Here is a 13,683-nt window from a genome sequence, read left to right as displayed (position 1 = left end):
TTAAATACGTGAGCCTCCTGTCGGGATCGAACCAACGACCTACTGATTACAAGTCAGTTGCTCTACCAGCTGAGCTAAGGAGGCGGGGAAGTGGTGCAAAAGTAGGTTTTGCCCGTGAACCCGCCAAGCAATCGACGCAAATTTCCTGTTAGGCTACCCTAACTTCCTAACGGACCGGAACATAAAATGCCCCGCTACCTGAAGTAGCGGGGCATTTCAAAGAAGCTGAGCGCTGCGAAACGCTAGCTGCGCACGGCCTTCAGCTGGCGCTTCAGGTTCTCGATGCGGGTCTGGGCTTCATCGACGCGGCCCTGGTACTCGCCGCGGAGTTGGGCCGCATTTTTCGAGCGGGCGAAGAACTCCAGGTTGGTTTGCAGCGTCGAGATGTCGTTTTCCAGCTCGCTGATTTCCCGGCGCAGGGCCTGCTCTTTCTTGTAAAGGAGCTGCTGCGACTCGGGCGAGGCCTTGAGGCGCTCGACCTGCAGGCTGAACAGCAGGTCGGTGCGGTCCTGGTAGGCCAGGTCGGGCACGTGGGTCAGGTACTGCTCCATCAGCTTCTGGAACCGCTCGTCGGCCTGCTGGCGGGTGGCGCCATCGAAGGCGCGCCAGCCCGCTACGTGCGCGCGGAAGCCTTCGAGCGTGCCGGGCTGCTCGGGCGAGAGAGCCGCTACGGACTCGGCTACGGTAGCCAAGTGGTTGGTCTGGTCTTCGCTGAGCTGCTGCACCTGCTGCTCGCGCTGGCGGCCTTCCTCTTTTTTGCGGTCGAAGAAAGCGTCGCAGGCCGTGCGGAACCGCTTCCACACCTTGTCCGACTGCTTTTCGGGTACCCGGCCCACCAGCTTCCATTCTTTCTGAAGCTGAATGACGGTCTGGCGGCTGGCTTCCCAATCGGGGTTTTGCAGGGCGGCTTCGGCCTGCTCGCACATTTCCAGCTTGCGCTTCAGGTTGGCGTTCTTCTCCTCATCGAGGGCCTTGAAGAACTGGTTTTTCTTCTGAAAAAAGCCCTTGTAGGCGCTCCAGAACTGCTTGTTGATCTGCTCGGCCTGCTTGCGCGGCACGAGGCCGGCGGCATCCCACTGCTGCTTGAGCTGCTGCAGCTCATCGGTTTTGCCGCGCCACTCGTTCACGCGCTCCGTTTCGAACTCGCCGAAGGGCATAATCTGCTCCAGCAAAGCGGTTTTGCGCTCCAGGTTAGCCGTTTCCTCGGCGTTGCGGCTGGCATTGGCTTCCTGCCGACGGCCATGCACCAGCTCCGAGGCCTGCAAAAAGCGCTGCCACAGCGGCTCGCGCTGCTCGTTGGGCACCGGCCCGATGTGCTTCCACTCCTCGTGCAGCTGGCGCAGCTCCTGGGTGGCTTTGTTGATGTTGGTCTGGTCAGCCAGCGCCTCAGCCCGCACAATCAGCGCCTCCTTGGCTTCCTGGTTGCGGCGGCGGTCCAGCTCCTTCATCTCGAAGAACAGGCCGCGGTTGTTGTAATAGATGTCGAGCAGGGCGTGGTAGCTGTTCCAGAGCTCCTGCGAGTCGGTCTGGGGCACCGGGCCGGTGCTTTTCCACTCACTTTGCAGGCTCTTGATGCGGGCCGAGCTGTCCTCCGTCTCGGCCGACTCCACGAGCTGGCGCAGCTGGTCGAGCAGCTGCTGCTTGCGGGCCAGGTTTTTGCCACGCTGCTCGTCCTCGGCCTTGGCGTCGCGCACCTTGCTGGCGCGGAACTCCTGGTAGGCCTGGGTCAGCTCGGTGTGGCCCTCGGGATTCGAGGGGGTGAAGTCCTCGGCCGTGCCGCCGGCCTCCACAAACTGGCGGCGCTGTTCGGTGCGGTCGGTTTTGAGGCTGGTTTCGTAGCGGCGGTAGAGGTCGGAAATGGTTTTGCGGTTTTTGCCGGCGTTGGCCTGGCCCAGCAGCCCGCGCAGGTGGGCTGCCTGGGCGGCGCGGTTTAGCCCGTCAAAATCAGCGTCCGTGCCGGCCGCAGCCGTTTCCGGCCGGCCGGCCGGCTGGTGGGCCGTGGTCGTGGTGTCGGGGCTGGCCAGCGCGTCGGAAGAAGTGGGCAGCGAGCCGACGCCGGGCGTGGCTTCCAGGGCCTCAGCCACTGTTTCGTCGGCGGGCACGTCTACCACGGGCGTTACGTGGGGCGCCTCGGTGGCGGCGCTGGTTTCGGCGGCCGCAGCGCCTTCCGCAGAAGTAGCAGCCGGTTTAGCGTCTGACTGGTCGCCGGTTGCGGTGGGGGCGTTGGTGGGCTCGGGCATCTCGGCCGGGGGCGTGGTGGCGGTAGGGGCGGGCGGGGCCGGCACATCGGTGGGCTCGACGGGCGCGCTGGCCGCTGCTGCGGCCGATTCGGTGGCCATGGCCGACGGCTCGGCCGTGCCGGCACCGGCGGGCTGACCGGCCGGCAGCGGGGCAGTACCCTGGGCAGCATGTTCGCTGATATCGTCCGGCGCATCGGTGGCCGGGGCCGATTCCGGGGCGGTGCCGGCGGGCTGGTCGGCAGACGTGTTGGCGTCGAGTTCGGCGAGGCGGCGGGCCAGAATCTGCTGGGGCGATTCGGGGGTGGCGTCGACGCCGGAAGCGCCGGTGGGGGTCGGTTGATCGGGGAGCATAACAGTCAGAAAAGAAACTCCCCGCCGGCGGGCGGCGGGGCACAGAGGTGAGGCGTTAGTTAAGGCGCGGGTCGGTGGGGTAGTTGGACAGCATCCGGTAGCGGCCCCCTTTCTCGCGCAGAATGGCCTGCCAGAAGGCATCCGTAGTCAAAGTAAACACTTTCGCGGCAGCATTGGGCTCTACTATCCACACATTCTCGCCCAGCTCGGCGGCCAGCTGCCCCGCGGCCCAGCCCGAATAGCCCACAAACAGCCGCACGTCTTCGGGCGCCACCTCGCCGCTGATGAGCAGCTCCAGCAGCCGGGCGAAGTCGCCGCCCCAGTACACGCCCCCGCCCAATTCCACGGCGTTGGGCAGCTCGGGGCGCTGGTGCAGAAAGTGCAGCGTATCGGGCTCGACGGGCCCGCCCAGGCCCAGGGGCGTGGCCGCCGCGGGCAGGGCCTCGCCGCCGGGCAGCGTCAGCACATCGGAGAGCTGCACGTTGGCCGGCTGGTTGAGCACGAGCCCAAACGAGCCCTCGGTGTCGGAGTGCGCGCACAGCAGTACTACGCTGCGCTCAAAGTTGGGGTCGCCCAGAAAGGGCTGGGATATAAGCAGGTTTCCAGGGCGAAGTCGGAGCATAATAGGAGGGAGCTACAAGCTGCAAGCCTCCAGCTACAAGCGAGGGGCCGATGGCTTTTCAGCAGGCTATTGGGAACAATGCAGAACGAAATGGTTCTTACGGCTGCCAGGGGGCGCAGGGTTCCGGCCCCGGCGCATTGTACTACCTTTGTTTTGGGCCACAAGCTGCAAGCGCGTTTTTTCGAAAGGCTGACAGCACCTCGCTTGCAGCTTGTGGCCGAAAGCTTGTAGCTCTATTTCATTATATGACCGACCAGCAACTGGCCGACCTGCGCCAGACTTATTCGCAACGCACGCTCACCGAGGCCGACGTGCGGCCCGAGCCGGTGGCGCAGTTCCGCGCCTGGCTCGACGAGGCCCTGGCCGCCCGCCTCGACGAGCCCACGGCCATGAACCTGGCCACCGTGGACGCCGCCGGCCAGCCCGCCGCCCGCATCGTGCTGCTCAAGGGTCTGCCCCACGACGAGGGCTTTCTGTTCTACACCAACTACGACTCGCGCAAGGGCCGCGAGCTGGCGGTTAGTCCGCTGGCGGCCCTCACGTTTTTCTGGCCGGGCCTGGAGCGGCAGGTGCGCATCGAGGGCCGGGTAGAAAAGGTGTCGGAAGAAGAATCGACCGAATACTTCCAGAGCCGGCCGCGCAGCAGCCAGGTGGGGGCCTGGGCCTCGCCCCAGAGCCAGCCCATTGCCAGCCGCGAGGCGCTGGAAGCGCTCGAGCACGAAATCGAAGCCCAATTCGCCGGCCAGCAGCCGCTGCCGCGCCCGCCGCACTGGGGCGGCTACCTGCTGCGGCCCCACCGCGTCGAGTTCTGGCAGGGCCGCCCCTCACGCCTGCACGACCGCATCGTGTACGAGCGCACGGCCACCGGGCAGTGGCAGCTCAACCGCCTGGCCCCATAGGCGCGCTGCGCGCGCAATTAATAATGCGCGCGCAATTAATAATTAGGAATTAGGAATTTTGAATTGACTGGCCTGCTGGTGGCGCTGAACTGCCCGGCCCAATTCAAAATTCAGAATTCAAAATTCATAATTACCCAAAAGTTTGGCTGAAATTCAACCTATCCGGGGCTGGCGTTACGGGCCCGCGCTGCGAAGCCAGATTGACCGGCTCGTCTCGCCGCTCTTCGATGTGGTGTCGCCCCGCCAGCGCGAGGCGCTGTATCAGAACCCGCTCAACAGCATCCACCTTTCGGTGCCCCGCGGCGACGACCCCGCCGGCGCCGCCCTGGCGCGGCTGCGCGAGTGGGAAGCCGCCGGCGTGCTGCGGCAGGACGATTTGCCGGGCATTTACGTGTACTACCAGTATTTCCGGCTGCCGGGCAGCCCCCGCGAGTACTGCCGCAAGGGCTTCATGTGCCATATTAAGGCCACCGACTGGGCCGAGAACGTGGTGCTGCGCCACGAAAACACGCTGCCCGCCGCCGTGAACGACCGGGCCGAGCTGCTGGCCCGCACCGAGTTCCAGTCCAGCGCCACCCACGGCCTGTACCGCGACGATACGTTCGAGCTGGAGCCCTACCTGGATGAGGCCATGCAAAGCCCGCTCTACGAAACCGAGGAGGACTACCAGGGGGCCCGCGACGTGCTGGCCGTGATTCAGGATGCCGACGTCATCCGCCACTTCCAGCGCGTACTGGCGGCCCGCGAGGTGATTCTGGCCGATGGCCACCACCGCTACGAAGGCTCGCTGGCTTACCGCCAGGCCCGGCGCGCGGCGGCCGGCGCGGCCTACACCGGCCACGAGGCCTGGAATTTCCACCTGATGTACCTGACCAACGCGGCGGCCGACGACCTGCGCATCCTGCCCACCCACCGGCTGCTGCTGGAGCTGCCCGGCATTGCCGGCGCGGCCGATTTGCTGGCCCGCCTGGAGCCCTACTTCACCGTGCTGCCCCTCGACGACCCTTATGACCTGCCCGAGCGCATTGCCGGCAAGCCCTGGGCTTTCGGGCTTTACCTGGGCGAAGGCGAGGTGTACAAAATCCGCCTGCGCCCCGAAGTGCACGCCCAGCTCGACTGGCCCACGACGACCGAGGTGAAAAACCTCGACTTAACGGTACTGCACTACTTCGTGCTCGAAAAGGTGCTGGGTATTGTCGGCTCGCAGGCGCAGCGGCAGTGGCCCGGCGTGGCCTACGTGCGCAACTTCCCCGAGTGCCTTACCCGCGTCGACCGGGGCGAGGCGCGGGCTGCCTTCATCACCAACGAGGTGAGCATGGCCGAAGTGGAATCCGTGTGCCACTCGGGGGCCGTGATGCCGGCCAAATCCACGTTCTTCTTCCCCAAAACCATTGGCGGGTTCCTGTTCAGCAGCATTGCCGACGAGGAAACCAACGCCCCGTTTACCGCTGTTTTCCGTGTCTGACTCAATGTTGAATACTGTGCCGCTGCCGCCCACGCCCGCCCGGCCGCGGTTGGTGCTGGCTTCCGGCTCGCCGCGCCGCCGCCAGCTGCTTTCCGACTTAGGGCTGGAGTATGAAATCCGCCTGCGGGAAGTGGACGAAAGCTTCCCCGCAAACCTGCGCCGGGCCGAAATAGCCGAGTACCTGGCCGCCCACAAAGCCGCCGCCTACGCCCCCGATCTGGCCGCCCACGAAATCGTGCTCACGGCCGATACCATCGTGTGCCTCGACGACGACGTGCTCAACAAGCCCGCCGACGAAGCCGAGGCCGTAGCCATGCTGCAGCGCCTGCAGGGCCGTGCCCACGAGGTGTACACCGGCGTCTGCCTGCTGGCCGCCGACGGCCGCCAGGTGGTTTTTGCCGATGAGACCCGGGTGCACTTCCGCCCGCTTTCCACGGCCGAAATCGAGCACTACGTCCGCCACTACCAGCCCTTTGATAAAGCCGGCTCCTACGGCGCCCAAGACTGGATTGGCATGGTGGCCATCACCCGCCTCGAAGGCTCCTACTTCAACGTGATGGGCCTGCCCGTGCACCGCGTCTGGCAGGAACTGGCGGCGTTTGGGCTGGTTTAGCAGAACAAGGAGCCTGACCTGTCGCTGTCATCCTGAGCATGTTGCGCTTAGAGCAAGGGCGAAGGACCTATACAGAAGCTAACGTCAAAAGTTGCCTTCTGTATAGGTCCTTCGCGCTGCTCAGGATGACAGTCACTTTTTACAATTCCAAATCTTCCAGCTTCTGATTGGGCCGGGCGTAGCCGTAGCGGGCCACGGGGCGGGCTTCGTAGTACGTGTCGAGGCCGCTGAGGGCCACGGTGCCGGCGGCGGCCAGGTCGAGCGAGCCGTCGGGGCGCAGCACGCCGGGTGTGTCGGGCAGATACAGGTGCTGCACCCGGCCTATTAGCATAATGGTGCCGTTGGCCTCAATGGGTAACTCCTGCAGCAGCTCCAGCCCGATTTGCAGGTGGCTTTCCTGCACATAGGGTGCCGGAAAATCGTTGTGGTATTCGGGCGTGAGGCCGCAGGCTTCGAACTCTGAAACCTCCCGTGGGAAATTGGCCGAGGTGTAGTGCGCGGCCCGGATGATGCCCGCGTGCACGTGGTTGAGCGTGTAGCGGCCCGTTGCCCGGATGTTGTCGTAGGAGTGCCGCTCGACGGAAGGCGGGCGCATAATGAGGCCCAACAGGGCCGGGTTGGAGCCCAGATGCACCACCGAGCTGATGATGGCCAGGTTAGTGCGCCCGGCCGCATCGGCGGTGCCCAGCAGGTTGGCCGGCTTGAAGCCCGTAATGGCGTTGATGAGGTTGAGGCGGTAAACCTTTTCAAGCTGGCCGAGGTCGGCGGCGGTAAAGTGGCGCATGGGGCGGGAGTGAACGGTAGGAGTGAGGGTAACCACTGCCACTACCAAAAGTCACTGGCCTGCCGGAAACCCGGTTGGCTGTTCGTGGAAAACGGTGCTTATTTTAATTTGTCAACTAATTAAAATAATTAAGCCCGCCCCGATATATTTTATATCGGGGCGGGCTTAATTATTAATCAGTTAGTAATGCCGGTTAGGGCATCAATACTTTGTCGATTACGTGAATTACGCCGTTGCTCTGGATAACATCGTAAGTGGAGATGCTCGACACGTTGCCTTTCTCGTCCTGCAGCACAATATTCTTGGGGCCGTTCATCATGGCCTTGAGCGTACCGCCGCTTACGGTTTTGAGCGTGGCCGTGCCTTTGCCAGCCTTGATGGCGGCCATAATTTTTTCGGCCGTCATGTTGCCGGCTACCACGTGGTAGGTCAGGATTTTGGTGAGCGTGGCCTTATTCTCGGGCTTCACCAGCGTCTCGACGGTACCGGCCGGCAGGGCGTTGAAAGCCTCATTGGTCGGGGCGAAAACCGTGAATGGGCCTTTGCTTTGCAGGGTTTCTACCAGCCCGGCGGCCTTTACGGCGGCTACCAGCGTGGTGTGGTCTTTGGAGTTGACCGCGTTTTCAACGATGTTCTTGTTGGGGTACATCGCCATGCCGCCCACCATTACGGTGCCGGGCGTCATCTTGGCCTGGGCCGAAGCAGTGGTAGCGGAAACGCCGCCCAGCAGGGCCACGAAAGCGAGGGAAAGCAGTTGCTTTTTCATTGGAAGTAATAGAGAGGTGTGGAAGAGTCGGTTGAACTATTTGGCTCCACTTACGCCGCCCCGTAGCGCCCCGGATTTACTGCCTTTGAAAATAACTTTTTAGGCTTGCACTGCTGCTAGATAAAAGGCTATAGGATGATGATATGGCTAATAAAAAGAATTAAGTGAAAGCCCGCAAACAAAACCTACTTAGTTGCTACGCGAAGACATTTCATGCGGGTTTATGGAAATAAAAATTTCGGAAAACCCTATTTCAGCCGCTCATCAAACGGGTGCGGCTCCACGCTCAGCACGCGCAGCTGCCGGGCGTGGTCGGGGTGCAGCGGGTTGAGCAGGTAGTTCCACTCGGCCGGGGCGTGGGCCGAGGGCACGCGCAGCACCCAGTGGGTACCGGCCTCCAGCCAGGCGCGGCCCAACTCGGCCAACTCGGCGGGGTAGGGCACCTGCTGCCAGTTGGCGGGCAGCTCCGCCGGCCCGTACTCCAGAAAGGGCGTGTCGTCGGGGATTTCCAGTGTCAGGGCGAAGTAATGGCGCGGCAGCACCGGCGAGTTGGCTAGCACTTCCAGCTTGGCCAGCGACAAATGCTCGGCCGTGTACAGAATCTGCCGTCCCACCGGATGCCAGCGCCCCCCGTAGTACAGCCCGCCCTTGCCCGAGGTATCCGATATATACGGGGCCTTGCCCAAACGGTAAAGCTTCATTTTCGAAGAGCTACAAGCTGCAAGCCGCAAGCTACAAGCACGTTCAAAAACTTGCTGCTTGTAGCTTGCGGCTTGCAGCTCATTTTAAGAAAAATGTCCGTGCTCGATGCGGCCCAGGATGTCGTGTACCTGGCCGCGGCCGATAACGGAGTAGAGCAGGTCTTTGGGTTTCTGGCCGCCCAGGGCCGGGATGGGGGAGTTGAGCCAGAAATGCAGGTCGGCCTCTTCCTCGAATACCTCCATGCCCTTGGCCAGCACGGCCGAGAGCTGAATGGCCTTTTCGCTTTCGTCGAGCGTGAGGGGTTTGCGGTTTTGCTCGCGCCGCGTCAGGGTGCTTTCCGACACGCCCAGCACGGCGCTCATTTCCTTGTTGGAAAAGCCCAGGTGGCGCTGCAACGCCCGCACGGCCTGCACCGAGAGGCCCTTGATGGCCACACCCAGCAGGTCCATCTCGTTGCGCACGAGTTGCGGAATAACGGCCGGGCCGCCCATCAGGGCCACCATATCGGCGACGGAAGTGTTGCGAACCATGGTCATTTGCGGATTTTTAAAGCGTCATCTGAAGGCAATATACGGTAAACTTCCGCAGCCGATCAATAATTCCCGGTCGGTGCTCTGGCCGGGGCCGTTGGTTGGGCCTACTTTTGTCGGCACCCTTTCTTATCTGATTGCTTATGTCGCTTTCCGCCGCCGATTCCCGGCTCATTACGGCCACGGCCGATTTCATTCGCGAAAAATTCCTGCACGAAGGCACGGGCCACGATTGGGAGCATATCCGCCGGGTGTGGCAGGTGGCCCGCCAACTGGCCGCCCAAACGCCCGAAGCCAACCTGCTGACGACCGAGCTGGGCGCCCTGCTGCACGACGTGGCCGACTGGAAATTCCACGACGGCGACGAGGAGGCCGGCCCCCGCGCTGCCCGCGCCTGGCTGACGAGCCAGGGAGCCACGCCAGAAGTAATGGATAGGGTAGAGGCTATCATCCGCGAAATCAGCTTTAAGGGCCTGGGCGTGCCCACGCCCATGAGTTCAGTAGAAGGTGCGCTGGTGCAGGACGCCGACCGACTCGATGCCATCGGGGCCATTGGCGTGGCGCGGGCCTTTGCCTACGGGGGCCACAAAAACCGGCCCCTGCACGACCCCGCCGTGCCGCCCGTGAGCCACGACTCCTTCGAGAGCTACAAGCAGAACACGGCGCCCACCATCAACCACTTCTACGAAAAGCTGCTGCACCTGCGCGAGCGGATGAACACGCCCGCCGCCCGCCGCGTGGCCGACGAGCGCCATGCCTATATGGAGCAGTTCCTGCAGCAGTTTCTGCGCGAGTGGGAAGGGGAGGACGTTCCATCGTAGCTTTTGAGCCGTTAGGTCCTGTTCATTCAATCACTACGTTGGCCTGAGAGGCTGACAGCTAACAGCTCTCAGCTAAAAACTATGACCATTCTCTTCGACCTCGACGACACGCTCTACGACCACACGGCCACGGCCCGGGCGGCGCTGGCGGCCACGGCAGCCGGCCGCGCCAGCCTGCGCGACGTGCCACCCGCTACGCTCTACCAGCGCTACAGCGACCTGCTGGAGGAAATGCACCCGCGGGTGATGCGCGGCGAACTGGACTACCTCACGGCCCGGCAGCTACGGTTCCGGCAGCTGCTAGCGCCCTACGAGCCGGCGCCGGCGGCCGGCAGCCTGACGCAGCTGGCCGAGGAACACTACGGCCACTACCGGCACTTCCGGCAGCCGGTACCGGGCGCGCTGCCGCTACTGCAGCGCCTGAAGACAGATTATCAGATTGGCGTGGTGACCAACAACCGCACCGCCGAGCAGGAGGAGAAGCTCGAATTTCTGGGCCTGAGCGGGCTGGTGGACGTGCTGGTTACCTCCGAGGCCGTGGGCGTACTCAAGCCCGATCCGGCCATCTACCACGTGGCCCTGCAGCGGCTGGGCGCCCGGCCCGCCGAAACCGTGATGGTGGGCGACAACTGGGTGGCCGACGTGGTAGGGGCGCAGGCCGTGGGCATCCGGCCGGTGTGGCTGAACCGCACCGGGGCCGCCCGGCCACTGCCGGAAGTAGCCGAGCTGACCAGCCTGGAGCCGCTCGAAGCTGCGTATGAGGTGCTGACGCAAACGGCCCGTCGGTAGGGCGCGCATATTCTTGGCTTCCTCATATTTGGTACCTTTACCCCAATGACTACTCCCCGTTCGTTTTCCTCCCGTCTGGGCCTGCTGGCCGCGGGTTGCCTGCTGGCCGTTTCCTCCTGCCGCACCTGTCCCATGGAATCCTGCCATACCCGCAAGGTGCATATGCACAACGGCACCAAGTTCCGCGGGCAGCCGCTCTGGAAAAAGCAGAACCCGGCCATCGGCGAGAAAATAAAGGTGTACAAGCCCGACGATGTAAAGCGCAACAACGACCGTCGGCGCACCATCAACGACCGCAACTAGCCGCCCCTCCGCCCGGGCTTGCGGGAACCGCTCCGTACGGGGGCCCGCGGGCCTTGCAAAGGGCCGTTCTGGCTAGCTAAAGCGGGCTTTTTTGCGTATCTTGCAGGCTTCAACGAAGTTCATTTTCACGGGCCGGTAAGCTCCTCTTTTACCCCAAGGATTCTACCGGCCGACTATCAGCTCCCTATGGCGGAAGGCGAAAAAATCATTCCGATTAACATCGAAGATGAGATGCGCGGGGCCTACATCGACTACTCGATGTCGGTTATCATCTCGCGGGCGCTGCCCGATGTGCGCGACGGCCTCAAGCCCGTGCACCGCCGCGTGCTCTACGGCATGTCCGATCTGGGCGTCTCGTACAACAAATCCTACAAGAAAAGCGCCCGTATTGTGGGCGAAGTGCTGGGCAAGTACCACCCCCACGGCGACTCCTCGGTGTACGACACCATGGTGCGCATGGCCCAGGAGTGGAGCCTGCGCTACCCACTCGTGGATGGCCAGGGCAACTTTGGATCCATCGACGGCGACTCGCCGGCCGCTATGCGTTACACCGAGGCCCGCCTCAAGCGCCTGGCCGATGAGCTGCTCGGCGACTTGGACAAGGATACGGTCGACTTCCAGCCCAACTTCGACGACTCCCTGGAGGAGCCCTCGGTGCTGCCGGCCAAGTTTCCGAACCTGCTCGTCAATGGCACCACCGGCATTGCCGTGGGTATGGCCACCAACATGGCCCCCCACAACCTGACGGAAGTAGTGGACGGTATCGTGGCCTTCCTGGCCAACCCCGATATCACCATTGCCGAGCTCATGGAGCACGTCACGGCGCCCGACTTCCCGACCGGCGGTACTATTTACGGCTACGAGGGCGTGAAGCAGGCCTTCGAAACGGGCCGGGGCCGGGTGGTGATGCGGGCCAAGGCCCACTTCGAAACCACCAGCACCGGCAAGGAGCAGGTCGTCATCACCGAGATTCCCTACATGGTGAACAAGGCCTCGATGATCGAGAAGACGGCCGCGCTCATCAACGACAAGAAGATTGAGGGCATTGCCGACCTGCGCGACGAGTCGGACCGCGACGGTATGCGCATCGTGTACGACCTCAAGCGCGACGCCATGCCAACCGTGGTGCTCAACAACCTCTATAAGTACACCCAGCTGCAAAGCTCGTTCGGCGTCAACAACGTGTGCCTGGTAAAGGGCCGCCCGATGACGCTCAACCTCAAGGAGCTGATCCATTACTTCGTGGAGCACCGCGCCGACGTGGTGGTGCGCCGCACCCGCTACGAGCTGGCCGAAGCTCAGAAGCGCGCCCACATCCTGGAAGGTCTGCTGATTGCGCTTGACCATTTGGATGAAGTCATTGCCCTGATCCGCAGCTCGCGCGACGGCGAAGTGGCCCGCCAGCAGCTCATCGAGCGGTTCTCGCTGAGCGAGGTGCAGGCCCGCGCCATCCTCGATCTGCGTCTGCAGCGCCTCACCGGCCTGGAGCGCGACAAAATCGTGGCCGAGTACAACGAGCTGATGGCCCTTATAGACCACCTCAAGGCCGTGCTGGCCTCCGAGGACATGCAGCGCGACATCATCCGCCAGGAGCTGGCCGAAATCAAGGAGCGCTACGGCGACGCCCGCCGCACCAATATCGAGTACGCCGGCGGCGACTTCTCGATGGAGGACATGATTGCCGACGAGGCCATGGTAATTACCATCTCGCGCGAAGGCTACATCAAGCGCACGGCGCTGGACGAGTACCGCAGCCAGGGCCGGGGTGGGGTAGGAGCCCGCGGGGCCGCTTCCAAGCAGGACGACTTTACGGAGCACCTGTTCGTGGCCACCACCCACGAGTACCTGCTCTTCTTCACGGAAGCCGGCCGGGTGTTCTGGCTGAAAGTGTACGAGGTGCCCGAAGGTGGCAAAAACACCAAGGGCCGTCCGATTCAGAACCTGATTGAGATTCCGCGCGAAGACAGCATCCGCTCGGTGCTTAACGTGCGCGGCCTGCGCGACCCCGACTACCTCGATAACACCTTCCTGATGTTCTGCACCGAGCAAGGTACGGTGAAGAAAACCCCGCTCGAAGCCTACTCGCGCCCCCGTACTGCCGGCATCAACGCCATCAGCATCAACGAAGGCGACCGGCTGCTCGATGTGCAGCTGCTCAACGGCAACGACGAAGTAGTGCTGGCCCTGCGTTCGGGTCGGGCCGTGCGCTTCCCCGAGCACAAAGTCCGCTCGATGGGCCGCACCGCCGCCGGCGTGCGCGGCATCACGCTGGATGAAACCCTGGCCGGTGGCGACCGGGTGGTGGGCATGGTCTGCCTCGACAAGGAAAGCGAGCAGGAACTGCTGGTGGTATCGGAGAACGGCTACGGCAAGCGCAGCCCGCTCGATGAGTACCGCATCACCAACCGTGGTGGCAAGGGCGTGCGGGCCATGAAGCTGACCGAGAAAACCGGCCAGCTCGTGTCCATCAAAGCCGTAACCGACGAGGACGATTTGATGATTATCAACAAGTCGGGCATTACCATCCGGCTGCGCATGAGTGAGCTGCGCAGCATCGGCCGGGCCACCCAGGGCGTGCGGCTGCTGAAAATCAGCAACGGCGACGAAATTTCGTCGGTAGCTAAAGTGGCGGCCGAGGAGAAAGTGGAGGACCCGAACGGGGAACTGCCGGAAGGAGTGGAGCGTCCGGAAGGGACGGAGCCCAACGGCAGCGCCCCAGCCGATACGCCGGCCGCCGCCGCGCCGGACGACGACCTGATGGAGCTGACCGACCCGGATGCCCTCAGCGCTAATTAAGC

Annotated in this window: 13 protein-coding genes and 1 tRNA gene; 7 read left to right on the top strand and 7 right to left on the bottom strand. The window is 63.3% G+C overall.

What is annotated here, in order from left to right; genetic code table 11:
* Positions 1-11: 11 nt before the first annotated feature.
* The 3 genes from H145_RS0103370 to H145_RS0103360 form a co-directional block, all read right to left on the bottom strand.
* Positions 12-84, bottom strand: a tRNA-Thr gene (locus H145_RS0103370).
* Positions 85-242: 158 nt separating this feature from the next.
* The gene (locus H145_RS19755; protein WP_019946726.1) at positions 243-2,591 is read right to left on the bottom strand and encodes a DUF349 domain-containing protein; all 2,349 of its coding nucleotides are present in this window, start codon (positions 2,589-2,591) and stop codon (positions 243-245) included.
* Between the two features lie 55 nt (positions 2,592-2,646).
* The gene (locus H145_RS0103360) at positions 2,647-3,213 is read right to left on the bottom strand and encodes a YqgE/AlgH family protein (RefSeq protein WP_019946725.1); all 567 of its coding nucleotides are present in this window, start codon (positions 3,211-3,213) and stop codon (positions 2,647-2,649) included.
* Positions 3,214-3,458: 245 nt separating this feature from the next.
* Between H145_RS0103360 and pdxH the strand changes: the two genes are divergently transcribed.
* From pdxH to H145_RS0103340, 3 genes are all read left to right on the top strand, one after another.
* Positions 3,459-4,112 carry a pyridoxamine 5'-phosphate oxidase gene (gene pdxH, locus H145_RS0103355; RefSeq protein WP_019946724.1) on the top strand — a complete coding sequence of 218 codons (654 nt, stop codon included), beginning with the start codon at positions 3,459-3,461 and terminating at the stop codon, positions 4,110-4,112.
* Positions 4,113-4,254: 142 nt separating this feature from the next.
* Positions 4,255-5,577, top strand: coding sequence for a DUF1015 domain-containing protein (locus H145_RS0103345; RefSeq protein ID WP_019946723.1), 1,323 nt, complete (start codon positions 4,255-4,257; stop codon positions 5,575-5,577).
* Between the two features lie 4 nt (positions 5,578-5,581).
* On the top strand, positions 5,582-6,190 hold the full coding sequence (locus H145_RS0103340; RefSeq protein WP_019946722.1) for a Maf family nucleotide pyrophosphatase: 609 nt from the start codon (positions 5,582-5,584) through the stop codon (positions 6,188-6,190).
* Between the two features lie 139 nt (positions 6,191-6,329).
* Here the strand turns inward: H145_RS0103340 and H145_RS0103335 are convergent, their stop codons facing one another.
* The 4 genes from H145_RS0103335 to parS form a co-directional block, all read right to left on the bottom strand.
* Positions 6,330-6,974, bottom strand: a complete 645-nt coding sequence (locus H145_RS0103335) for a flavin reductase family protein (RefSeq protein ID WP_019946721.1) — start codon at positions 6,972-6,974, stop codon at positions 6,330-6,332.
* A 193-nt stretch (positions 6,975-7,167) separates the two neighbouring features.
* Positions 7,168-7,740 (bottom strand): fasciclin domain-containing protein, encoded by a 573-nt coding sequence (locus tag H145_RS0103330; protein WP_019946720.1) that lies wholly within the window; start codon positions 7,738-7,740, stop codon positions 7,168-7,170.
* Positions 7,741-7,988: 248 nt separating this feature from the next.
* Positions 7,989-8,441 carry an RES family NAD+ phosphorylase gene (locus H145_RS0103325; RefSeq protein ID WP_019946719.1) on the bottom strand — a complete coding sequence of 151 codons (453 nt, stop codon included), beginning with the start codon at positions 8,439-8,441 and terminating at the stop codon, positions 7,989-7,991.
* Between the two features lie 84 nt (positions 8,442-8,525).
* The gene (parS, locus tag H145_RS0103320) at positions 8,526-8,972 is read right to left on the bottom strand and encodes a type II RES/Xre toxin-antitoxin system antitoxin (protein WP_240471650.1); all 447 of its coding nucleotides are present in this window, start codon (positions 8,970-8,972) and stop codon (positions 8,526-8,528) included.
* 143 nt (positions 8,973-9,115) lie between these two features.
* On the opposite strand from parS, the gene H145_RS0103315 reads away from it, so the two are divergent.
* The 4 genes from H145_RS0103315 to gyrA all read left to right on the top strand — a co-directional run bounded on the left by H145_RS0103315 (position 9,116) and on the right by gyrA (position 13,681).
* Entirely contained in the window at positions 9,116-9,793 is a 678-nt protein-coding gene (locus H145_RS0103315) for an HD domain-containing protein (protein WP_019946717.1), read from the top strand.
* A gap of 81 nt (positions 9,794-9,874) precedes the next feature.
* Positions 9,875-10,582, top strand: coding sequence for an HAD family hydrolase (locus H145_RS22460; RefSeq protein ID WP_019946716.1), 708 nt, complete (start codon positions 9,875-9,877; stop codon positions 10,580-10,582).
* 45 nt (positions 10,583-10,627) lie between these two features.
* Positions 10,628-10,885 carry a hypothetical protein gene (locus H145_RS23910; protein WP_157541072.1) on the top strand — a complete coding sequence of 86 codons (258 nt, stop codon included), beginning with the start codon at positions 10,628-10,630 and terminating at the stop codon, positions 10,883-10,885.
* Positions 10,886-11,071: 186 nt separating this feature from the next.
* Positions 11,072-13,681 carry a DNA gyrase subunit A gene (gyrA, locus tag H145_RS0103300; protein WP_019946714.1) on the top strand — a complete coding sequence of 870 codons (2,610 nt, stop codon included), beginning with the start codon at positions 11,072-11,074 and terminating at the stop codon, positions 13,679-13,681.
* The last annotated feature ends 2 nt before the right edge of the window (positions 13,682-13,683 follow it).

The organism is Hymenobacter aerophilus DSM 13606, assembly GCF_000382225.1.
Taxonomy (GTDB): Bacteria; Bacteroidota; Bacteroidia; order Cytophagales; family Hymenobacteraceae; genus Hymenobacter; species Hymenobacter aerophilus.
The sequence above is the reverse complement of the archived record's forward strand: the minus strand, read 5'-3'. Positions and strand labels throughout refer to the sequence as shown.

Bases quoted from the DNA above. Each gene is read 5' to 3' on its own strand.
- pdxH (WP_019946724.1), top strand. From the start codon at position 3,459: ATGACCGACCAGCAACTGGCCGACCTGCGCCAGACTTATTCGCAACGC.
- H145_RS0103325 (WP_019946719.1), bottom strand. From the start codon at position 8,441: ATGAAGCTTTACCGTTTGGGCAAGGCCCCGTATATATCGGATACCTCG.
- gyrA (WP_019946714.1), top strand. From the start codon at position 11,072: ATGGCGGAAGGCGAAAAAATCATTCCGATTAACATCGAAGATGAGATG.
- H145_RS0103340 (WP_019946722.1), top strand. From the start codon at position 5,582: ATGTTGAATACTGTGCCGCTGCCGCCCACGCCCGCCCGGCCGCGGTTG.
- parS (WP_240471650.1), bottom strand. From the start codon at position 8,972: ATGGTTCGCAACACTTCCGTCGCCGATATGGTGGCCCTGATGGGCGGC.
- H145_RS22460 (WP_019946716.1), top strand. From the start codon at position 9,875: ATGACCATTCTCTTCGACCTCGACGACACGCTCTACGACCACACGGCC.
- H145_RS19755 (WP_019946726.1), bottom strand. From the start codon at position 2,591: ATGCTCCCCGATCAACCGACCCCCACCGGCGCTTCCGGCGTCGACGCC.
- H145_RS23910 (WP_157541072.1), top strand. From the start codon at position 10,628: ATGACTACTCCCCGTTCGTTTTCCTCCCGTCTGGGCCTGCTGGCCGCG.
- H145_RS0103335 (WP_019946721.1), bottom strand. From the start codon at position 6,974: ATGCGCCACTTTACCGCCGCCGACCTCGGCCAGCTTGAAAAGGTTTAC.
- H145_RS0103330 (WP_019946720.1), bottom strand. From the start codon at position 7,740: ATGAAAAAGCAACTGCTTTCCCTCGCTTTCGTGGCCCTGCTGGGCGGC.
- H145_RS0103315 (WP_019946717.1), top strand. From the start codon at position 9,116: ATGTCGCTTTCCGCCGCCGATTCCCGGCTCATTACGGCCACGGCCGAT.
- H145_RS0103360 (WP_019946725.1), bottom strand. From the start codon at position 3,213: ATGCTCCGACTTCGCCCTGGAAACCTGCTTATATCCCAGCCCTTTCTG.